The sequence below is a fragment of the Skermanella aerolata KACC 11604 genome (assembly GCF_000936425.1).
Lineage (GTDB): Bacteria > Pseudomonadota > Alphaproteobacteria > Azospirillales > Azospirillaceae > Skermanella > Skermanella aerolata.
This window is the reverse complement of record NZ_AVFK01000001.1, coordinates 1-21322: the sequence shown is the minus strand read 5'-3', so window position 1 is coordinate 21322 and position 21322 is coordinate 1. Positions and strand designations below refer to the sequence as shown.

The window sequence follows — 21322 nt, the reverse complement described above, 5'->3', positions numbered from 1 at the left end:
ACAGGCTGGCATAGGTCAGGCCTCTTAAGCCCGACATCTAACGTCCGTGATCGGTCAAGCTTCAAGGGCGCTGGAATGGCGCCGGCGGTTTCCAGTAGGTTCAGCTAATTCTGCCTGGGAAGAGCCGCTCTTTTCCAACACGCGGAAATGCTCGACGGAATGGGGCGGCGCGAGTTCGATCCGGAGAGATCGCGTTTCTCGATATACCGGCGGCGATGGACCGGGGCCATCGCCGCGAAGCCGAATTGCCAAATCGGCCCCAAGGATTTCTGAAACCGAAATCCCTGTCGAAGGACAGCGACCTTGAGCCCGCTGTTAGGGCATCAAGGCCGCCGCCCTGAAGCAGGACGACCTTACTGCCGCGACCGGACGTTTTCGATCTCCGTATCGAAATCCTTGACCAGCTTCTCGCCGATTTCGGCCGTATACTTGGCGGTGACGTCCTTCAGGTACTCGCGCATGCGTCCCCTCTCCTCAAGAGAGACCTCCGTGACGATGGTCCCCTTGCTCTTCACGTTCTCGATGGACTTCGCTTCCATGTCCCTGGAAAGCTTGCGCTGATACGCGCGCGTCTCGAAGGCAGCGTCCGAGATGATCTTGCGTTCGTCGGCTGACAGCTTTTCCCAGGACTTCTGGCCGACCAGCACGATCAGGGGATTGTAGACGTGCCGGGTCAGGGACAGGTGCTTCTGGACCTCGTCGAACTTGTTGGTTTCGAAGGCGACGATGGGATTGTCCTGCCCGTCCACGGTGCCGGTTTCAAGCGCGGTGTAAAGCTCCGTGAAAGGCATAGGCACGGCATTGGCGCCTAGCCCGCTGAAGGTGTCCAGCATGATGGGGGACTGTATCACGCGGATCTTCAAGCCTTTGACATCCTCGAGCGTCTTGATGGCCCGTTTGCTGTTGGAGACGTTCCGAAATCCATGATCCCAATAGGCGAGGCCGACCAGCCCACGGGGCAGCTTGTCGAAGAACTGCTTGCCGATGGCTCCGTCCAGAACGGCGTCGGCCTCATCGAAGCTGTTGAACAGGAACGGAATGTCGAACGCCATGAATTCCTTGGATTGACCGACGAGCAGTCCTGGAGGAAGCGTCGTCATGTCGACCGTCCCGCCCTGAAGCGAGGAGATCATCTGGATATCGCCGCCCAGGGTGCCATTCGCGAACGGTTTGACAGTGATTTTCTTTCCGCTTTTCTCGCTCACGATCTCAGCGAACTTCTGCACGCCGAGGCCCATATGGCTGTCGATCGGCTGCACGAAGGAGAACTTCAGGGTCCGCTCCTTGATGTCTTGCGCATGGCCTTCCGAGCCTGCGAACAGGCAGGCGGACAAGAGCGCTCCAAGGACGATCTTCTTTGTAACACTTCCCATAACGGCCTCCTCAGGTATCTCGATTTTTGTATTTTTTGGAATGCACGCCCGCACCGGGGGACAACTCGTCGATGTCCGCCATCACGACGCGAACCGGGCCTACGGTCGGCCAGCGGAGGCGCGACACGTCCGCCTGGATGATCCAAGGCGTTCGTCCGACTTTTGAAAGATTTGGGGAGCGTGGTTGCGCTGCTCGGGCGCGGTCACCCGGCGGGCATGTATCGCGATGATTGCCTGAACCGTGTGACGGCCGGATCGGGGCCGGCCATCGCGCGGTTCAGGAAACGGCGTTCGTTACTCGAACATGTCGGGCTGCGTGGCCGCAATGTGACTGTAGAGGGTTTGGAAGTGCAGCCACCCGATGAAGTCGTTGCCGACGTTGTCCTGGCTGTACTGGGCGGTCTTGTCGGACAGCAACTGCGGCTTGATCCCGGTCGCCTCGACCATGAGCTGCTGCTGGCAAGCGCGCTCGAGCGCGATGAACCAGAACGCCGCGTCGTCGATGCTGTGCCGGCTCGTCGTCAGCAGGCCGTGGTTCTGGTGCAGGACAGCGCGGTTGCGGCCGATCTCCTTGGCCACGGTCCACCCACTCTCCCTCTCCACCGCCACCGCTCCGGCGGAGGCGCCGATGACGGCGTGCTTGTTATAGAAGGCGGCGGCGTCCTGGCTGATCATGTCGAGCGGCCGGCCCGTCGCGCACCAGGCGGTGCCGTACAGGGTATGGGCGTGGCACATCGCGACCACGTCCGGGAACTCCTCGTGTACCGCGGCATGGAGCACGAAGCCGGCGCGGTTGATGGCGTACTCGCCCTCGACGACCCGCCCCTCGTGATCGGCCAGCACCAGGTTGGACATCTTCACCTGGGAGAAGTGGACGCACATCGGGTTGGTCCAGTACAGCTCCGGGCGCTCCGGGTCGCGGACGGTCAGGTGCCCGGCGAAGCCGTAGTCGAACCCGTGCATGCCGAACGCGCGCGTCGCCGCGACAAGGTGCTGCTTGCGGTACTCACGCTCCTCCGAGAACGAGTTGAATTCCGGGATCTCCGGGAAGATCAGCCCTTCCTGCTCAGGCTGGTAGATGGAGACCCGCTCTTTGGTTTTATCGGTGGTGAGCATGATTGTTTCTCTCCTGGCTTGAAAGCTTGACAGTTGACGAGCCGCTTCGGGATGGCGAAACGAGATAGGACTGTCCGGGCGCTGCAATCGGCAGGGTTGGTCCTGCCGGACAGTCAGACGGTAGAGACCGAAATTCAGGCCATCTCGCGGGAATTCAGGTCCAACAGCATTCGCAGCTCCGTGAAGCCGTCGTTGATGTGGTCAAGGCAAGCGGTTATGTACCGGCGAAACAGGGACAGGAAGAGGCGCCACGTCGCCCTGCCGTGGATGCGCCGCAACCCGACCGTTGCTTTCGCCGCTCCCGCAAGTGCTTGTGACATGGCGCCTTCCCTCCCTAATTAGCGTGACATTTTTTTGCGCTACATTGTTTTGCGCGACAGGGTCGCTTGTTGCACACCTGATACAACGCGCGTGGGGCCGTTGACAAACGACGTGTTTTCAGCCCGTAATGAATCGGATTCACGGGTGAACTTCGCGGGTGAACGATGCGCAGCCTCCCAAGCTTCTTCGCCCTGCGCGCGTTCGAGGCGGCCGCCCGCCTGGGTAGCTTCGCCCTGGCGAGCGAAGAGCTGCACCTCAGCCCGTCCGCGGTCAGCCATCAGGTACGGGCGCTGGAAGATTACTTCGGCCGGAAGCTGTTCCGCCGCCTGAGTGGCCAGGGGGTCGAGCCGACCCTGGAGGGACGGCAACTCTTGACCCGGCTGACGCCGGTTTTCGACGAGCTGGAGGCGGCCTGCGCGGCGTTGCGTCCGGGGCCGGAGGCGGCGGCACAAGCGCTCACGCTGCACTGCGCGCCCTCCTTCGCCGCGAAGTGGCTCGGGCCCCGGCTCCCCTCCTTCATGGCGCGGCATCCCGAAATCAGCATCCGCATCACGGCCAGCGCCGATCCTATAGACCTCACGCGCCGAGCCGAGATCGACGTGGCCATCGCTTACGGAACGAAGCCGGCGCAACCCGGCGTGATCGCCGAACCGCTCGGCACGGAACTGGTCACGGCCCTGATCGCGCCGGCACTGGATGCCGCTTCGGACTTTTCGGGGCCAGGGCTGCCGCAGGATCTGATCTTGATCGATTCCGCGATCAGTCCGGTGCGCTGGGACGAATGGCTCGCGCTCAATGGCCTGAACGCGGCGGAATCTGCAGCAAGGCCGTCCTTCGACCGGGCAGCGATGGCCATCGCTGCGGCGGCGCAAGGCGTCGGCGTGGTGCTGGAGAGCACCCGCTTGGCGGCGGAAGAGTTGGCGCGGCGAGAGTTGGTCGAGATGGGCGGTGGCAGGTTCCGGGGAATGGAGCGGGAATTGCACTTCCTTTCCTACCGTGCGGCGCAGCGCAACGTCGCCAAAATCGCGGCTTTTCGGTCCTGGCTCTTGCAAGCCAGCGCCTGGAACTGACACAGGATCCGCGTTCGGGTGCGAACAAGCTTTGGCAGGGCGGCTTTCGCCTAACGACGGAGGCACCTACTCGAGCGCCGTCACGCCACCGCTCATCGAATTTCCGGCATATTAATTCAGACTGAATTATTTATTTGACACTGGTTCGTTTCCATGCAAACGTTAATACAACGTTAAGCGCTTAAGCGCGGCATTCGGGGGAGGAGAGTTCCAGTGTCAGGCACGCAGAATTCGGCCCTGTCTAGTTCGGCTCTATCTAGTTCGGCCCTGCCGAGCGGCACCCCGGCCAACGGCCAGGGCAGCAACTCCGTCAATATCCGCCATTTCAACGAACGTGTGATCCTGAACGCGCTTCGCCGCTTGGGTCAGGCGTCGAAGGCCGATCTCTCCCGCTATGTCAGCTTGACCAACAACACCGCCGGCGTGATCGTCAAGGAACTGGAAGAGCGGAAGCTGATCCGCAGCGAGGGCAAGCGGTCCGGCGGGCGCGGCCAGCCGGCGACCCTGCTCTCACTCGACCCGGACGGCGCGCACGCCATCGGCGTCAAGTTCGGCCGCCGCTCGATCGATACGCTGCTGGTCGATTTCCGGGGCCATGTCCTGGACCGCCGCCACCACGAACTCGACTTTCCCATGCCGGACGAGGCGATCGGTCTCGCCCTGCACGACATCGCGGCACTCCGCAACGCCCTGCCCAAGAGCGCCCGCACCCGGATGGCCGGCATCGGCATCGCGACGCCCTACGACATGGGAAGCTGGCGGCGCGAGCTGGACATCGCGTCGGAAGCCTACCGCGTCTGGAACGAGGTTGACCTTGCCAGCCGTCTGGCGGCGGCCACCGGCCTTCCGGTCTTCCGCGAGAACGACGGCACCGCCGCTGCCGTCGCCGAGATGTTCCGGGGCCGGGGCCGCGAGCTGGACAACTTCGTCCATGTCTTCATCGGTGCTGCGGTCGGCGGCGGCATCGTCCTGAACAGCGAATACTACCGGGGTCCCACGGGATACGGTGGCGATATCGGCTTGATGCCGGTCGGACCGTCCCGTCTTGCGACCGCGCCGGCCCCTGCCCGCAGCCACGACATCCTACTGACGCGCGCCTCGATCAACTCGCTGATCCGCCACCTGCGCGGCAACGGCGTCGCGATCTCCAGCCGGACAGAGGTGGAGGAAGCCTTCACCCGCCACCCAAGGCTGGTGGGAGAATGGCTGGACGACTGCGCCGACGCCTTGGTCGTCCCGCTGCTGTCCTGTGCCCGCCTGCTCGACGTGGAGGCGATCGTGCTGGACGGCGACATGCCGCAAGGCATCAAGGAAGACTTGCTGGAGCGTCTGGTGCCCCTGCTGGAAGCGGCCACCCCGGAAGCCCGCACGGCGCCAAGACTTCTGATGGGAATGATCGGGCGCGAAGCCTCGGCTCTCGGCGCCGCGATACTTCCCCTGCACCTGAACTTCAGTCCAAACAGAGAAATTCTGGTCAATCAATAAGCCGATCCAACAAGACCAGCGTTGACTCAAAAAAACAGGCTGTCGAATTCCACCGGAGGAAACCATGACTGCGACCGCGCTCGACGCGCCGACACAGGGTACGCGTCCGCCGACCTTGGAGATGCGCGGCATTTCCAAGACTTTTCCCGGTACGAAGGCTCTCAGCAACGTTCAGCTCAAGGCCTGGGGCGGAGAGATCCAGTCCCTGATGGGCGAGAACGGCGCCGGCAAGAGCACGCTGATGAAAGTGCTGTCGGGAGCCTATCATGCGGATGCCGGCGGGCAGATCCTGATCGACGGCCAGGTCGTGGACATCACGAACCCGCATGTCGCCCGCGAACACGGCATCTCGATCATCTATCAGGAACTCAGCCTGCTGCCTAACCTGAGCGTGGCCGAGAACATCTATTTCGGTCGGGAGCCGTCCAAAGGCGGCATGATCGACCGCCGCACCATGAAGGAAAGCTGCCGGGGCGTGCTCCAGCGCCTCGGCGCCACCTTCGGTCCGGAGACGATCGTGGCGACCCTCTCCATCGCGGAGCGGCAGCTTGTCGAGATCGCCCGCGCGCTCCACGCCCAATCCAAGATCCTGGTGATGGACGAGCCGACGACGACGCTGTCGTCGCGGGAGACTGACCGCCTGTTCGCCCTGATGCGGCAGCTTCGCGACGAGGGGCTGGCGATCATCTATATCAGCCACCGCATGGCCGAAGTCTACGAGCTGTCGGACCGGGTGTCGGTGCTGCGCGACGGGACCTATGTCGGTACGCTCGACAAGGACGACATCTCGGCCGAGAAGCTGGTCAAGATGATGGTCGGCCGCGACCTCAGCACCTTCTACAAGCACGACCACGAGGCCAAGGCCGGCCGGGCGCGCGGCCAGCCGATGCTGGCGGTCGAAGGCGTCACCGACGGCGGCAAGCGGGTTCATCCCTCCAGCTTCACGCTCTATGCCGGCGAGGTTCTTGGTCTGGCGGGGCTGGTCGGGTCGGGACGGACCGAACTGGCGCGGTTGATCTACGGCGCCGATCACAGGACCGCCGGCACGATCCGGATCGACGGTAAGGAAGTCACCATCCGCACGCCTAAGGACGGGCTGGATGCCGGCATCACTTATCTGACCGAAGACCGCAAGCACCAGGGGCTGTTCCTGGACATGTCGGTCAAGGACAACGTCAACTTCAGCGTGATCGGCCGGGATGCGCGCGGCGGCGGCGTCCTGAACCTGCGGAAGGCGGTCGAGCGGGCGAAAAGCTCGATCGCCGACCTGAAGATCCGCGTCGCCAGCGCGTCGATCGGCGTCGGCACCCTGTCGGGCGGCAACCAGCAGAAGGTGCTGCTGGCCCGCTGGCTCGAAGCGAAGCCGAAGGTGATGATCCTAGACGAGCCGACGCGCGGCGTCGACATCGGCGCCAAGGCGGAAATCTACCGCATCATCGACCAGCTCGCCCAGAACGGCGTTGCCGTCTTGGTGATCTCCAGCGAATTGCCGGAGATCATGGGCATCTGCGACCGCATCCTGGTGATGCGCGAAGGACATATCGAAGGTGAGGTCGGGGGCACCAGCGGCGTTCCCGTCACCCAGGAGGCAATCATGGCACTCGCCACCGGCGTCCAGCTCTAACCGCCGTCCAGGCGCCAGGTGTCACGCGTCTGGCCAAAAAAGAATCCAGGAGGAAGTTCCCCCATGTGCTCCATGAAGACGATGGACGCCGACAACCGGGTCGCCCAGGAAACGGCGGCGGCAGCGGCGGCGGCCCGCAAGCAGCAGATCAACACGATCATCCAGGTCGTCGGCATGCTGCCGGTCCTGATCCTGATCTGCATCGGGTTCGAATTCGCGACCGGCAAGTTCCTGACGGGCCGCAACATCTCGATCGTGATGCAACAGGCCTCGATCAACATCGTGCTCGCCACCGGATTGACCTTCGTCATCCTGACCGGCGGCATCGACCTCGCGGTGGGCTCCATCCTCGCGGTCTCCGCCGTGACCGCCGTGTCGATGACGCTCGGTCCGGCATCCAGCCTCGCGATCCCGGCGGCCCTGCTGGTCGGCCTGACGATGGGCGCCATCAACGGCAGCCTGATCGCCTTCTTCCGCCTGCCGGCCTTCATCGTGACGTTAGGAGCGATGACGGCGGTCCGGGGACTGTCGCGGCTGGCGGCGGACGACACCACCGTCTTCAACGCTGCCCTGCCCTTCGCCTGGATCGGCAACTCCCACGTCTTCGGCGTGCCTTGGATGGTCGTGATCGCCCTCGCCGTCGTCGCGGTCAGCTGGTTCGTCCTGCGCCGGACCGTCCTGGGCGTCTGGATCTACGGTGTCGGCGGCAACCCGGACGCGGCCCGTCTGTCGGGAATCAAGGTCTGGGCCGTGCTGATGTTCGTCTACTGCATGTCGGGGTTGCTGGCGGGATTTGCCGGCGTCATGTCCGCCGCCCGCACCCTGTCGGCCAATGGCGCGCAGTTGGGCATGGGCTACGAGCTGGACGCCATCGCGGCGGTCATCCTGGGCGGCACGAGCTTCGTCGGCGGCATCGGCTCGATCTTCGGCACGCTGGTCGGCGCCCTGATCATCGCCGTGCTGTCCAACGGCCTGATCCTGATGAACGTCAGCGAGGTCTGGCAGTTGATCATCAAGGGTCTGGTCATCGTCGGCGCCGTCGCACTCGACCGGTACCGCAACAAGGGGAGCGCCCGCACCTGATCTTCTCCAGCCTCACCCACACGCACCAAACCGGCAACAGTCAAAAAAATCACCTGAACAAGCTTCACGTCAGCCACGGAGGAAACACCATGATCAAGACCTTTGCGATCAAAAATTCCGCACTGCTCGCCGCAACAGCCGTCCTGGCCCTGACCGCCTTCGTCGCGGCCCCGGCCTCGGCCGCCGAACTGAAGTCGATCGGCGTCACCGTCGGCAGCCTCGGCAACCCATTCTTCGTTCAGGTCGTCAAGGGCGCCGAAGCCCGCGCCAAGGAGATCGGCGGCGCCGGCGTCACCGTAACCGCCGTTTCCGCCGACTACGACCTGAACAAGCAATCGACCCAGATCGACAACTTCATCGCTTCCGGCGTCGACATGGTGCTGGTCAACGCGGCCGATCCGGTCGCGATCGAGCCGGCCATGGTCCGCCTGAAGGCGGCCGGCATCGTCGCCGTCGCGGTCGACGTCGCCGCCAAGGGGGCGGCCGCAACGGTCACCACCAACAACATCGAAGCCGGCGAGAAGGCTTGCGGCTACATCGTCGAGAAACTGGGCGGCAAGGGTGAAGTGGCGATCATGAACGGCCCGCCGGTCTCCGCCGTGATCGACCGCGTCAACGGCTGCAAGCAGGTCCTCGCCAAATCGCCCAACATCAAGATCGTGTCGGACAACCAGAACGGCAAAGGCTCCCGCGAAGGCGGACTTGAAGTCATGATCGGCCTGCTGACCGCCAACGACGACATCGACGCCGTCTTCACGATCAACGACCCGCAGGCGATCGGCGCCGACCTCGCCGCCAAGCAGCTCAACTTCACCGACCTGATCATCACCTCGGTCGATGGCGCGCCCGACATCGAGGGCGCCCTGAAGCAGCAGGGCAGCCTGATCCAGGCGTCCTCCGCCCAGGACCCCTACGCCATGGCCCAGAAGGCGGTCGATGTCGGCTACGAGATCCTTCAGGGCAAGCAGCCGGCCCAGGCCACCACGCTGATCCCGGCTGAGCTGATCACCCGTGACAACGTCGCCCAGTACAAGGGCTGGACGTCGCCCAAGTAAGGAGCGGAGCCGGGGCTTCGGCCCCGGAACCACGCTTTCGAGACCTCCCCTGCGCCGGCCGCATTTTCCTCCCAAAGTGGCGCAGGGGCCTTTTTCTTCAGCTTCAACGTCCAGCCGGAGAGGTTCAAATGGCAGACGCGATCTGCATGGGCGAGCTGTTGATCGATTTCGTACCGGTCACGACCGGAACGGATCTCCTCACCGCCCCCGCATTCCAGAAAGCCGCCGGCGGCGCCCCCGCCAATGTCGCCGTGGGGCTTGCCCGGCTCGGGACCAGCACCGCCCTGATGTGCAGGGCCAGCGAGGACGGCTTCGGCAAGTTCCTGGTCAAGACGCTCGAGGACGGCGGCGTCGATACGTCCCTGGTCCGCCGCTCCCGCCGTACCCGGACGCCGCTGGCCTTCGTCTCGCTGGCGGAAGACGCCGAGCGCGAGTTCCTGTTCTACGGCGATCCCAGCGCCGGCTTCTGCCCGGAGGACGTCGATTTCAGCGCCATCGCCAAGGCCAAGCTGGTGCATTTCGGCTCGATTGGCCTGATCCCCGAACAGTCCTGCGCCGCAACCTTGAGCGCCGTCGATGCTGCCAGGGGCCACGGCCTCCACGTCTCGTTCGACGCCAACCTGCGGCTGGACCTGTGGCCCAACGCGGATGCCGCGAAGGACGCGATCCGCGAAGGGATCGAGCGCGCCACCATCGTCAAGCTTAGCGACGACGAGCTGGAGTTCCTGACCGGGTCGCGTGATCCTGCCGCCACCGCCCGTTCGCTGTTCCATCCCGGCCTGTCGCTTATGGTGGTGACGCACGGCAAATACGGCTGTACCTTCATAACACCTGAAATCGACGGCAAGGTCCCGAGCTTTTCCGTCGTTCCCGTCGATACAACCGGAGCGGGCGACGCCTTCATGGCCGGCCTTCTGACAGGGTTACTCGAACATCCCGATGACCCCCTGACTTCGGACCGTCTGTATACCATGTGCCGTTTTGCGAATGCCGCGGGGGCGCTGGCGACGACGATGCGAGGCGGGATCCCCGGACTGCCCAGCCGAGCCGCCGTAACGGCTTTGATTACCGAGGAGGCTGATCGATGACTTCACACACGGCACCGGTCGAAACTTTCGATTACCTCGTGTTCGGCGGGACCGGCGACCTGGCGCTCCGAAAACTTCTGCCTGCCCTGTATCTCCGCGACAAAGCCGGCCAGATCACTCCGGAAAGCCGCATCCTTGGCGTGTCGCGCAGCCAGTTGAGTCCGGCCGACTACAAGGCGAAGGCGGAGGAGGCGCTTCGCCGCCACCTCCACAAGGACGACATAGACGAGACGACCTGGGGCCGGTTCATCGACCGGATCGACTACGTCGCCGCCGACGCCACCGCGACCAACGGCTGGGACCAGCTCCAGGAGCGCCTCGGTGGACGGGACGAGATCGTCCGCGTCTTCTATCTCGCGACGTCGCCCGAGCTGTTCGGCCCGATCTCCGAACGGCTCCAGGCCTTCGGTCTGGTGACGCCAAAGTCCCGCGTCGTGCTGGAGAAGCCGATCGGCCACGACCTGGAATCGGCCCGCCAGATCAACGACGAGGTCGGCAGCGTCTTCGCCGAGGAGCAGATCTACCGCATCGACCACTATCTCGGCAAAGAGACGGTCCAGAACCTGCTGGCGCTCCGCTTCGCCAACTCCCTGTTCGAACCGGTCTGGGACGCTGGCCACGTCGACCATGTCCAGATCACCGTCGCCGAGACGGTCGGCGTCGAAGGGCGCGGCGGCTACTACGACACCTCGGGCGCGCTGCGCGACATGGTGCAGAACCACCTGATGCAGCTTCTCTGTCTTGTCGGCATGGAGCCGCCGGTCTCGCTCGACCAGGAATCGGTGCGCGACGAGAAGATCAAGGTCCTGCGCTCGCTCAAGCCGATCGGTCCGGAGAACGTCGCCGGGTGCACCGTGCGCGGCCAGTACCGGGCTGGCGCCGTCGAAGGCGCTGCCGTCGGCGCCTATGCCGAGGAAGCCGGAACGGCGCCCGGCGCCAAGCCCAGCAACACCGAGACCTTCGTGGCCCTCAAGGTCGAGATCGAGAACTGGCGCTGGTCGGGCGTGCCGTTCTACCTCCGCACCGGCAAGCGGATGCCGGCCAAGGTGTCGGAGATCGTCATCCAGTTCCGTCAGGTGCCGCACTCGATCTTCCCGAAGACGGCAGGCGAGATCACGCCCAACCTGCTGATCGTCCGCCTTCAGCCGGACGAGAGCATCCGCCTGAACCTGATGGCGAAGGACCCCGGCCCGGGAGGCATGCGCCTGCGCGAAGCCTCGCTAAACCTGAGCTTCGCCGAGACCTTCAAGTTCCGCTTCCCCGACGCCTACGAACGCCTGCTGATGGACGTGGTGCGCGGCAACCCTACCCTGTTCATGCGCCGCGACGAGGTCGAAGCCGCGTGGCGCTGGACCGAAAGCATACTGGACGCCTGGGAAGCGCGCGGCGACAGCGTCAAGCCCTATATCGCCGGCACCTGGGGACCTTCCCAATCCGTCGCCATGATCGAGCGCGACGGCCGCACTTGGCATGACGACGCCATGTCCAACGGCTAAGCCGAAGGAGATAATCGTGGACCTGAACCAGACCGTCGCGCGCGTCACCGATCGCGTAATCGAACGCAGCGCCGCCACGCGACCAGCCTATCTCGAACGCATTCGTGCCGCCGGCCAGAAAGGGCCGAACCGCTCGCGCCTGTCGTGCAGCAACCTCGCTCACGGTTTCGCCGCGTGCGGCCCGTCGGACAAGCAGGACCTCGCGACCGACGTCAAATCCAACATCGCCATCGTGTCGGCCTACAACGACATGCTGTCGGCCCACCAGCCGCTGGAAACCTTCCCCGCCATCATCAAGGAAGCCGTTCGCGAGGCCGGCGGCGTGGCGCAGTTCGCCGGCGGAGTGCCCGCCATGTGCGACGGCGTCACCCAGGGCAATGCCGGGATGGAGCTGTCGCTGTTCAGCCGCGACGTGATCGCGATGTCCACGGCCGTGGCATTGTCCCACGACATGTTCGACGGCGCGCTGATGCTGGGCGTCTGCGACAAGATCATTCCGGGTCTGGTGATCGGTGCCCTCTCGTTCGGCCACCTGCCAACCATCATGGTGCCCGCCGGCCCGATGACATCCGGCCTGCCCAACGCCGAGAAGTCCCGCATACGCCAGCTTTATGCCGAAGGCAAGGTCGGCCGCGACGCCCTGCTCGACGCGGAGTCCAAGTCCTATCACGGCCCCGGCACCTGTACTTTCTACGGCACCGCGAACTCCAATCAGATGCTGATGGAGATCATGGGCCTGCACCTTCCCGGCGCCGCCTTCATCAACCCCAACACGCCGCTCCGCGACGCCCTCACCGCCGCCGCCAGCCGCCGCGTGCTGGAGATAACCGCCCAGGGCAACGAGTACACTCCGGCGGGCGAAGTCATCGACGAGCGCGCCGTCGTCAACGGCGTCATCGGCCTGCTGGCAACGGGCGGTTCGACCAACCACACGATCCACCTGATCGCGATGGCGCACACCGCTGGCATCAAGCTGGCCTGGGCCGACTTCGCCGAGCTGTCCGCCGTCATACCGCTGCTGGCGAAGGTCTACCCCAACGGCAACGCCGACGTGAACCACTTCCACGCCGCCGGCGGCATGGCCTTCGTGATCCGCGAACTATTGAACGCCGGCCTGATGCACGAGGACGTGCTGACGGTAGCGGGAGACGGCGGCATGCGCCGCTATGCCGAGGAACCGACGCTGGAAGGCGGCAGCCTGACATGGCGTCCCGGTACGGCGGAACCGCTAGACCGCAAGGTCCTGAGCACCGTCAAGGAACCCTTCGCTCCCGACGGCGGCATCAAGATGCTGGACGGCAATTTCGGCCGCGCCGTCATCAAGACCTCCGCCGTGAAGCACGAGCACCGCTTCGTCGAAGCTCCCGCCCGCGTCTTCACTGATCAGGCCTCGCTCCAGGAAGCCTTCAAGCGCGGAGAACTGCACCAGAACTTCGTCGCGGTCGTGACCTTCCAGGGTCCCAAGGCCAACGGCATGCCGGAGCTGCATAAGCTGACGCCTCCGCTGGGCGTGCTCCAGGACATGGGCTTCCACGTGGCATTGGTGACCGACGGCCGCATGTCCGGCGCATCGGGCAAGGTCCCCGCCGCCATTCACGTGACGCCGGAAGCGGCGTCCGGCGGCGAGATCGCCAAGATCCGCGACGGCGATATCGTCAGGCTCGATGCGGAGAAGGGCACGCTGGAAGTGTTGGTGAGTGCGGAAGAGATGGCCGCGCGCGAACCCTCATCCCCCGATCTGACCGGCAACCGCTTCGGCACCGGCCGCGACCTGTTCGGCGCCTTCCGCGCCCTGGTCGGCGGCGCCGAGGAAGGCGCTTCGGTCTTCAATACAGCAGCATAAGGCATTGATAACGATGAAGACCATTTCCGAAATCCTGGCCCTCGGACCGGTCGTCCCGGTCCTGACCATCGACGATCTCGAAACGGCCGTTCCGCTCGCCCGAGCGCTTGCGGCCGGCGGTCTCCCGGCGATCGAAGTCACGCTCCGCACCGCCGCGTCTCCCGCCGCGATCAAGGCCATCGCCGCCGAGGTCCCGGAAGCCGTCGTCGGCGCCGGCACGATCCTGAACCCCAAGCACTATGAGGAAGCCGTCAACGCCGGCGCGCTCTTCATCGTCAGCCCCGGCTGCACGCCCGAGCTGATCGAGTACGCGAAGAAATCCGACGTCCCCTTCCTCCCCGGCGCCGCGACCGCGTCGGAAGCGATGGTCCTGCTCCGCGCCGGCTTCACCCACCTGAAGTTCTTCCCGGCGGAACCGGCGGGCGGCACCAAGCTCCTGTCCTCGCTGGCGGCGCCCCTGCCGATGCTGAAGTTCTGCCCGACCGGCGGCATCTCGGTCGAAAAAGCCCCCGACTACTTGGCGCTCCCCAACGTCCCCTGCGTCGGCGGCTCCTGGGTCGCACCGGCCGACGCCGTCAAGGCGCGCGACTGGGGCAAGATCGAAGCCCTGGCGCGGGCAGCGGCGGGGTTGAGGAAGTAACGAATGCGGATGTGGCCGGGCGGCTATTCTGCGGAGTAGTTTCCCCGGCCACGCGTCCTGGTTCGAAACTTGATTCCTGAATTAGCCAAGTCTTCGCGCAGGTCTTCAGTATTCTGGTTGATCACCTGCACGAGTTCATGAACCGCTGCCTTGATGACAATACTGAGCTGATCATGGGTAACATAAGCCTTCATTTCGGCCTTTAAATCTGCCTTCATTTCGGCAATATCATCTTTGGTCGCAAATCTCTCAAGATCCTGCTTCGTCGCTAGATTGCTGAGCGTGGCGTCCAACTGCTGCCCGATCGTCGGCCCGGTCATTGCTCGATCCCATACGTCGCAAATACCATACGTTTGTATCGTATGAGACAGGATAGACCGAGCCAATCGATCGAGGTAGAGGAATCTTCCCCTACCCGAACATCTGCTCCTGCTTGTAGTTCTCCGCGCCGACGCCATCGATCAGCCTGACCTGCTGGGTCAGCCAGTCGATGTGCGACTCAGTCTCGTTCAGGATTCCGGTCAGCAGTTCCCGGCTCACGTAGTCGCGGACTTCCTCGCAGTACCGTGCCCCTTCCAGCGTCGTGTTCCGTCCACTTTCCTCACTGCTCAGATCCAGCGAGATCATGGCCGGAGCGTCTTCACCGACGTCGATCCGTTCCAGGTCCTGGAGGTTGGGCATCCCTTCCAGGAACAGGATGCGCTCGATCAGCCGGTCGGCCTGTTGCATCTTGGACCGAGCCTCGCCCTGAAGATGGTCCGCAAGGTTCAGCAGGCCGATGTTCCTCAGCATGCGGGACTGAAGGAAGTACTGGTTGATGGCGGTCAGCTTGCTGGTAAGAATACTGTTCAGATGGCGAATAACCTGCGGATCGCCCTTCATAACTTCCCCTTAAGACCGCTCATGCCGATAGAGCATGCATCATCGTCATGAAACCGCACCTTGTCGAGAAAGTTTCAACCCTGACCACGGATATCAGGAGGATCCGGATGCAAGCCTGACGGCCTGCCGCCGCATCTCCAGCTTCCGCCGGTTGCCGCGGCGGCGCAGCCACATCATTACGCCCGTCACCGCGAAGGCGGCCGGCAGCACTCCGGTCAGGAACACCAGCGTTTCCCACACCGGCCCCATGCCCTGGGCATCGTGTATCCGGCGCATCAGCCGCGAAACCTCGTCGCCTCCGCCTGCCGCACCGTCGGCCCGGCTGATCCGGCCCGTCGCATCCTCGACCGAGAACTGCGCCGTCTTCACCGTTCCGGCGACCGTCCACACCTGAACCGACCAACTCGGCCGGTTCTCCTGCGGCAGCGACAACACCGCAAGACGCCCGTCGGGCACCTGCTCCAGCACGCCGGCGACGACCTCGTCGGCTCCCCTAGCCGGCTGCTCCAGCGCCCGCCCAAACGGTGCCCGTGGCTGCTGCGGCTGCATCTCCATGAAAGCTCCCATCACCGCCCGGCTGGTCTGCGGAAACGAGATGTAGATGCCGGTCACCGTCACCACGATCAGCGGCAAGGCGATCCAGACGCCGCCGACATGATGGATGTTGGCCGAAACCTTCAATCCCTGCCGCCAGCCCAGCGCCGCCAGCCCGACCTCCCGCCTCGGCCACCACAGCCACATGCCGCTGACGGCAGCCGCCAGCAAAATGATGCCGATCCATCCGACGATCTGCCGTCCGGCGAACTGCGGAACGGCAAGGCTGCCGTGCAGCCGGTGGAGAAAGCCGAACAGCGACGCTCCCTGGTCGGCGCTGTCCAGCACGCGCCCGGTCGCCGGATCGAGCCAGACGGCGGTGAACCGCACCCGCCCATCCACCCGGTCCAACGCCGAGACGACGACCGGCGCCCCGGCCTCCGCCGGCATCCGAAGGGTGGACGGCAGCAATCCTTCCCCCAGCACCTTCGCCGCCTCCCCAAGGTAGTGCGAGGGCGGCAGGACGACGCCGTCCTGCGACGACGGCCGGCGCTCCGGATGCATCCAGCCCTCCAGCGCGTCGTGCCAGACCAAGGCGCTGCCCGACAGACAGACGACCACAAGCGGCACGCCGACGATCAGGCCGATCCACAGATGCACCGTCCTCAGGACGCGCCGAAAGCCGCCCCGCTTAGACATCCGCCCAGCGCCTTATCAGGTTGTGGTAGCAGTTGGTCAGCGAGACGACAGACGGATGGTCCGGCATGTCGGTGGCGATGCCGTTGATCGCCATGTCCATGTCGAACAAGGTCGTCCGTGCCGCGTCGTCGCGCACGATGCTCTGGATCCAGAAGAACGACGCCCAGCGGCTGCCGCGCGTCACCGGTTCGACCCGGTGCAGGCTGGAGGCGGGATAGACCACCATATGCCCGGCCGGCAGCTTGACCGAGTGCGCGCCGAACGCGTCCTCGATCATCAGTTCGCCGCCGTCGTATTCATCCGGCGCGCTCAGGAACAGCGTCGCCGAGATGTCGGTCCGCATCCGCCCGCCCCCTCCTCCCGCAGCCGCTCCCGGAATCGGCCGCACGGCATTGTCGACATGGGAACCGAACTTCATGCCCACGTCGTACCGGTTGAACAGCGGCGGAAAGACCTTGTCCGGCAAGGTCGCCGACATGAACAGCGGATTGCCGTCCAGCGCCCGCAGAACCATCTCGCGCAGCTCCGGCAGCACGCGGGAGTTCTCCGGAACCTGGAGGTTGTTCTTGGCCTTAGCCGACTGAGGACCGGCGGTCACCCGGCCGTCGACCCATTCTCCAGCCGCCAGGAGAGCACGGCACCGCGCCACCTGATCGGCGCTCAGCACGTCGGGTATTTGAATCTGCACCTTGGGGAAATCCTCAGTTGATTGCCGGGCACCTGCCTGTCGGCTTTGATGTCAGCCCCTCAGAGCGACACTAAGCAATCGCCATCCGCCTTTCCGTCATACCAAGAGGTGATCTTGGTATCTCCTGGCGGAGACCGACGTGAGGACTTCAACCTGAAGTGCAGATGTCGCCCGCACGGTTCCTGAAAGGAGATACCAAGATCAAGTCTTGGTATGACGGAAATGGGATGAGCGGTCCAAATCAGCGCCTATGGACACCAAGTCCAGGCATGATTGCGTTGACGCCTATAGAACGCCTCAGAACCGCGCCGAGGCGCTAAGCAGGAAGGTCCGTCCGGCGCCGGGGATCACGTGCCCCTGATAGACGCCTTCGTAGATGTCCTCGTCGGCCAGGTTGTAGCCGTTCAGCGCGAAGCGGACGTCGTTGATCGTGTAGGACACCATCGCGTCCAGACGCCAGTAGTCGGGCACCTTGGCGGTGTTCGTATTGTTGGCGAACCTGGTGCCGACGTAATAGGCGCCGGCCCCGACCTCCAGGCCCTCCGCCACCTCGTAAGTCGTCCAGCCGAAGCCGGAATGCTTCGGCGTGTTCTGCAAGGTCTTGCCCTCGGTCGCGTCGTTCGCCTCCGTGATCTCGCCGTCCAGATAGGTGTATCCCACCAGCACCGACCAGCGGTCGGTGATCCTGCCGTTCGCCTCGAACTCGAAGCCGTCGACCCGCTGCTCGCCGTCTAGGATCGTCACCGCCGCATTGGTCGGATCGACCGTCCGCGCATTGGTCTTCTCGATGCGGAACAGCGAACCGCCCAGGCCGATCCGGTCGTCGAACAGCGAGAACTTCGCCCCAGCCTCGAACGTCCGGTTCTTCTCGGGGCTCAGCCCGACCTGTGCCGCACTGAGGCTGACGAACTCCGCCGAGGGGTTGAAGCTGGTGCCATAGGACGCGTAATAGGTCTGCTGGTCGGTCGGCTCGTACACGACGGCGGCGCGCGTGCTCCACATGTTGTCGGTCCGGTCCAGTGACAGGCCGGCCACCTTTTCCTCGCTCTCAGCGTCGAAGCGGTCCCAACGGACGCCGCCGATGATCGACCACTCCTCCGTCAGCTTGATCTGGTCGAAGGCATAGACGCCGACGGTCGTCGCATCGGCGCTGGTATTGGTCGTCAACCCGCGCGGTGTGCCGACGCCCGCGTTCGGATCTGGATCGAACAGGCTGGCGGTCGGCAGGCCGGTGAAACCGAAGCGCTTGGTATCGGTGTCGTCGTAGCCAAGCTCCACCCCCGCAACCAGCGTATGGCCCAGCGGCCCGGTGGTGAAGTTGGCCGTGGCGGTGGTCTGGTTGTTGACGGTCAGCGTCTCGCTGTCCAGGCTCGGGCGGCTGCGGTTGACCCTGATCGCCGACAGCGGCGTCCCGATCGGCGCATTGACGCGCGGCGCCGTGGTCGTGGCGTCGCGCGTGTAGTAGCCCGCGCGCAGGTTGTTGGACACCTTCAGCCAGTCGGTCGCGACATGGTCCAGCTTGGCGGTCAGCAGGTCCACCGTCACGTCCTCCTTGTCGTCCGACAATCCGTAGAAGGTGTCGAGCGAGACCGGAGCCGGACGCCCGAAGACATAGGGCAGGCCGTAGTCAGGGCGGTTGTCTTCCTCCTGGTGCAGGTACGACAGGGTGAACTGGGTATCGGTGCCAAGCCCGATGCCGATCGACGGCGCCACGCCCCAGCGCCGCTGCTCGACCAGATCGCGCCCGACCGTGTCGGAGTCCTGTCCCATCACGTTCAGCCGGATGGCGGAGGTCGGCCCGACCGGCAGGTTCACGTCGGCGGTCCCCCGGTAGAACGGACCGTTGCCCAGGCTGATCTCGGCGCTGTTGAAGCGCTCCAGGATCGGTGCCTTGGTCACCATGTTGATGACGCCGCCGGTCGATCCTCGGCCGAACAGCAGCGACGACGGCCCTTTCAGGACCTCGATCGAATCGATGTTGAAGGTATCGCGGTTGTACTGGCCGGGATCGCGGGCGCCATCGACGAACAGGTCGCCACGTGCGGAAAAGCCCCGGATCGTCAGGGTGTCGCCCTGTGCTCCCCCCTCGCCCGCATTGATCGAGATGCCGGGAACGTTGCGGACGGCCTCCCGCAGGGTCGTGATGTTCTTTTGTTCGATCAGTTCCTGCGGCACGACCGAGATTCCCTGCGGCGTGTCCTGGATCGAAGACGGCAGGCGGTCCAGCGATGGCTGGCGCTCCATCGTGTTCCTGGCTTCAGTCCCCGTGACGGTAACCGGACCGAGCGTTTCCACCTCTCCGCTCGCCGCGCCGGCCTGGGGTTCCTGGGCGGTCTGCGCCGAAGCAGCGGTCACTCCGCCGGTCGTGGAAATCGCCAAGGCCGCGGTCAGTGCGAATGAAGGCGCAAGGCGGTAATATCTGGATGCGTCCGTAGACATCTTTTACAACTTTCCCCCGTTGAGATGCGAGTAAGTCTTAATCTCGCCATCAAAATGCCGCAACCGCTATATGAGACTGACTCGCAAAATCATTTGCATCAACTGACCGGCTCCCCTATGCATGGTTCGCACGGTCAATTTCCTGGGAACCCCTTGATGGGGAAAGATGCATGATCACTCCGCGCCTCCTCCTCTGGCTGCCCATCACGATCCTGTTCGTCGTGTTCGTTTCCACCCTGGCGCCTGCGCAGGAAGCATCCCCGCAGCCGCAGCAGGGTTTGGAGCAGCCAGCCGGTGAGGCGCCGCCCCCGGCTGCCGCCCCAGCCACGGACGCAACCCCGCAACCCGGGGCGGCTCCGCAAGCCGAGACACCGCCAGCCGAAGCCACCCCACCAGCCGAAGCCGCGCCGGATCAGGCCGCGAACGATCCGGTTCCCGACACCGCCCTGCCGGTCAGCCATGACCTCTCCCCCTGGGGCATGTTCATGGCCGCCGACATTGTCGTTAAGTCGGTCATGGTCGGTCTGGCGCTCGCCTCGGTCCTGACCTGGACGGTGCTCCTCGCCAAAGCGATCGAGCTTGGCGCCGCCAAGCGGAAGGTCGCCCGTGCCCTCGCCAAGATCGGTTCCGCCCACTCGCTGGCGGACGCGGCGGAGCACAGCCGCCCGGCCCACGGGCCCGTCCACGGGCTGGTCAAGGCCGCCGTGGCGGAGCATGGCCTGTGGTTCGTCGGCATGGACAAGTCGGGCCTGCGCGACCGCGTCGAATCCCGTCTCGACCGTCTCGTCGCGGCCAGCAGCCGGCGCATGACCAGGGGCACCGGCATCCTCGCCACGATAGGTTCGACCGGCCCCTTCGTCGGGCTGTTCGGCACGGTCTGGGGCATCATGAACAGCTTCATCGGCATATCGGAGGCCCAGACGACCAACCTTGCCGTCGTCGCTCCCGGCATCGCCGAGGCCTTGCTGGCGACCGCCATGGGCCTCGTCGCCGCCATCCCCGCCGTCGTGATCTACAATGCCTTCGCCCGGTCGATCGCCGGCTACAAGGCCCTGCTGCTCGACGCTTCGGCCGAACTGCTCCGCCTCGTTTCCCGCGACATCGACCGCGCCACCATACCCAATTCCCTGCGCAAGGCGGCGGAGTAGCAGTCATGGCCGCCAAACTCGGTTCCTCCGGCGACGACGGCGACGATCTCGCCGAAACCCACGAGATCAACGTCACGCCCTTCATCGACGTGATCCTCGTCCTGCTGATCATCTTCATGGTCGCGGCCCCGCTCGCCACCGTGGACGTGCCGGTCGATTTGCCGTCGTCGACCGCGACGCCGCAGCCCAAGCCGGACAAGCCGCTCTACCTGACGGTCAAGTCCGACCTGTCGCTTGCGATCGGCGACGACGCGCTGGGAGAAGCCGGCCTGGGTCCCGCCCTCGACCGCGCGACCTCCGGCAACCGGGACCAGCGCATCTTCCTGCGCGCCGACAAGACCGTCGACTACGGCAGCCTGATGACCGTGATGAACGACCTGCGGGCCGCCGGATATCTCAAGATCGCGCTGGTCGGCCTTGAAGGCATGCCTGCACCCGTGCCATGAGTTCCGATACCCTCCGCTGGGGCCTCAGTGCCGGTTTCGTGCTGGCGATCCACGCCGGCATCGTCGTCAGCGTGCTTGCCCTGGATACGCCCCCACCGCCGGCCGAGCTTCCCGGCCCTGTCCTGATCGATCTGGCGCCCCTGCCGGCCGCCCCGCCGCCGGCGCCCGAGCCGGAACCTGTCGCGGAGGAACCGCCTCCGCCCGAACCTCTCCCGCCGGAGCCGGAACCACCGCCTCCGGAGCCGCCACCGCCCGAGCCCTCTCCCCCCGAGCCTCCCCCTCCGGAACCGCC

General features: G+C 64.9%; 19 protein-coding genes and 1 pseudogene. 12 read left to right on the top strand and 8 right to left on the bottom strand.

The window, feature by feature from the left end:
- Positions 1-353: 353 nt before the first annotated feature.
- The 3 genes from N826_RS00100 to N826_RS00090 form a co-directional block, all read right to left on the bottom strand.
- Complete coding sequence (locus tag N826_RS00100) at positions 354-1373, bottom strand: TRAP transporter substrate-binding protein (RefSeq protein ID WP_044425319.1); 1020 nt, start codon at positions 1371-1373, stop codon at positions 354-356.
- A gap of 294 nt (positions 1374-1667) precedes the next feature.
- Positions 1668-2489 carry a class II aldolase/adducin family protein gene (locus tag N826_RS00095; protein ID WP_044425318.1) on the bottom strand — a complete coding sequence of 274 codons (822 nt, stop codon included), beginning with the start codon at positions 2487-2489 and terminating at the stop codon, positions 1668-1670.
- Between the two features lie 134 nt (positions 2490-2623).
- Complete coding sequence (locus tag N826_RS00090) at positions 2624-2809, bottom strand: hypothetical protein (protein WP_044425317.1); 186 nt, start codon at positions 2807-2809, stop codon at positions 2624-2626.
- A 165-nt stretch (positions 2810-2974) separates the two neighbouring features.
- Here N826_RS00090 and N826_RS00085 point away from each other — a divergent pair, with 165 nt between their 5' ends.
- From N826_RS00085 to eda, 9 genes are all read left to right on the top strand, one after another.
- Positions 2975-3880 carry a LysR substrate-binding domain-containing protein gene (locus N826_RS00085; protein WP_044425316.1) on the top strand — a complete coding sequence of 302 codons (906 nt, stop codon included), beginning with the start codon at positions 2975-2977 and terminating at the stop codon, positions 3878-3880.
- 213 nt (positions 3881-4093) lie between these two features.
- A complete protein-coding gene (locus tag N826_RS00080) occupies positions 4094-5365 on the top strand; it encodes an ROK family transcriptional regulator (RefSeq protein WP_052830696.1) in 1272 nt (423 codons plus the stop codon).
- Positions 5366-5429: 64 nt separating this feature from the next.
- Positions 5430-6989: a sugar ABC transporter ATP-binding protein gene (locus tag N826_RS00075; RefSeq protein ID WP_063772175.1), complete on the top strand. Its 1560-nt coding sequence runs from the start codon at positions 5430-5432 to the stop codon at positions 6987-6989.
- Positions 6990-7052: 63 nt separating this feature from the next.
- A complete protein-coding gene (locus N826_RS00070; RefSeq protein ID WP_052830694.1) occupies positions 7053-8072 on the top strand; it encodes an ABC transporter permease subunit in 1020 nt (339 codons plus the stop codon).
- Between the two features lie 89 nt (positions 8073-8161).
- Positions 8162-9127: an ABC transporter substrate-binding protein gene (locus tag N826_RS00065; RefSeq protein ID WP_044425315.1), complete on the top strand. Its 966-nt coding sequence runs from the start codon at positions 8162-8164 to the stop codon at positions 9125-9127.
- A 128-nt stretch (positions 9128-9255) separates the two neighbouring features.
- Positions 9256-10215, top strand: coding sequence for a PfkB family carbohydrate kinase (locus N826_RS00060; protein WP_044425314.1), 960 nt, complete (start codon positions 9256-9258; stop codon positions 10213-10215).
- On the top strand, positions 10212-11711 hold the full coding sequence (gene zwf, locus N826_RS00055) for a glucose-6-phosphate dehydrogenase (RefSeq protein WP_044425313.1): 1500 nt from the start codon (positions 10212-10214) through the stop codon (positions 11709-11711). The genes N826_RS00060 and zwf overlap by 4 nt, the downstream gene beginning before the upstream one ends.
- A 16-nt stretch (positions 11712-11727) precedes the next feature.
- On the top strand, positions 11728-13554 hold the full coding sequence (edd, locus tag N826_RS00050) for a phosphogluconate dehydratase (RefSeq protein WP_244619411.1): 1827 nt from the start codon (positions 11728-11730) through the stop codon (positions 13552-13554).
- A 13-nt stretch (positions 13555-13567) separates the two neighbouring features.
- Entirely contained in the window at positions 13568-14194 is a 627-nt protein-coding gene (eda, locus tag N826_RS00045; protein ID WP_044425311.1) for a bifunctional 4-hydroxy-2-oxoglutarate aldolase/2-dehydro-3-deoxy-phosphogluconate aldolase, read from the top strand.
- A 23-nt stretch (positions 14195-14217) separates the two neighbouring features.
- Here the strand turns inward: eda and N826_RS00040 are convergent, their stop codons facing one another.
- The 5 genes from N826_RS00040 to N826_RS00020 all read right to left on the bottom strand — a co-directional run bounded on the left by N826_RS00040 (position 14218) and on the right by N826_RS00020 (position 19436).
- A complete protein-coding gene (locus tag N826_RS00040; RefSeq protein ID WP_044425310.1) occupies positions 14218-14514 on the bottom strand; it encodes a hypothetical protein in 297 nt (98 codons plus the stop codon).
- A 91-nt stretch (positions 14515-14605) separates the two neighbouring features.
- Positions 14606-15076: a bacterioferritin gene (gene bfr, locus N826_RS00035; protein ID WP_044425309.1), complete on the bottom strand. Its 471-nt coding sequence runs from the start codon at positions 15074-15076 to the stop codon at positions 14606-14608.
- A 93-nt stretch (positions 15077-15169) separates the two neighbouring features.
- Positions 15170-16309: a PepSY-associated TM helix domain-containing protein gene (locus N826_RS00030; RefSeq protein WP_044425308.1), complete on the bottom strand. Its 1140-nt coding sequence runs from the start codon at positions 16307-16309 to the stop codon at positions 15170-15172.
- The gene (locus N826_RS00025) at positions 16302-16997 is read right to left on the bottom strand and encodes a Fe2+-dependent dioxygenase (RefSeq protein WP_044425307.1); all 696 of its coding nucleotides are present in this window, start codon (positions 16995-16997) and stop codon (positions 16302-16304) included. Before N826_RS00025 ends, N826_RS00030 begins: the two co-directional genes overlap by 8 nt.
- Positions 16998-17294: 297 nt before the next feature.
- Positions 17295-19436 (bottom strand): TonB-dependent receptor, encoded by a 2142-nt coding sequence (locus N826_RS00020; RefSeq protein WP_052830692.1) that lies wholly within the window; start codon positions 19434-19436, stop codon positions 17295-17297.
- A gap of 170 nt (positions 19437-19606) precedes the next feature.
- On the opposite strand from N826_RS00020, the gene exbB reads away from it, so the two are divergent.
- The 3 genes and pseudogenes from exbB to N826_RS44110 form a co-directional block, all read left to right on the top strand.
- Complete coding sequence (gene exbB / locus N826_RS00015; protein WP_052830690.1) at positions 19607-20584, top strand: tonB-system energizer ExbB; 978 nt, start codon at positions 19607-19609, stop codon at positions 20582-20584.
- 5 nt (positions 20585-20589) lie between these two features.
- Positions 20590-21030: a TonB system transport protein ExbD gene (gene exbD / locus N826_RS00010; RefSeq protein ID WP_044425306.1), complete on the top strand. Its 441-nt coding sequence runs from the start codon at positions 20590-20592 to the stop codon at positions 21028-21030.
- A pseudogene (locus tag N826_RS44110) lies at positions 21027-21322 on the top strand (energy transducer TonB family protein); the annotation flags it as partial. The gene exbD and the pseudogene N826_RS44110, both read left to right, overlap by 4 nt.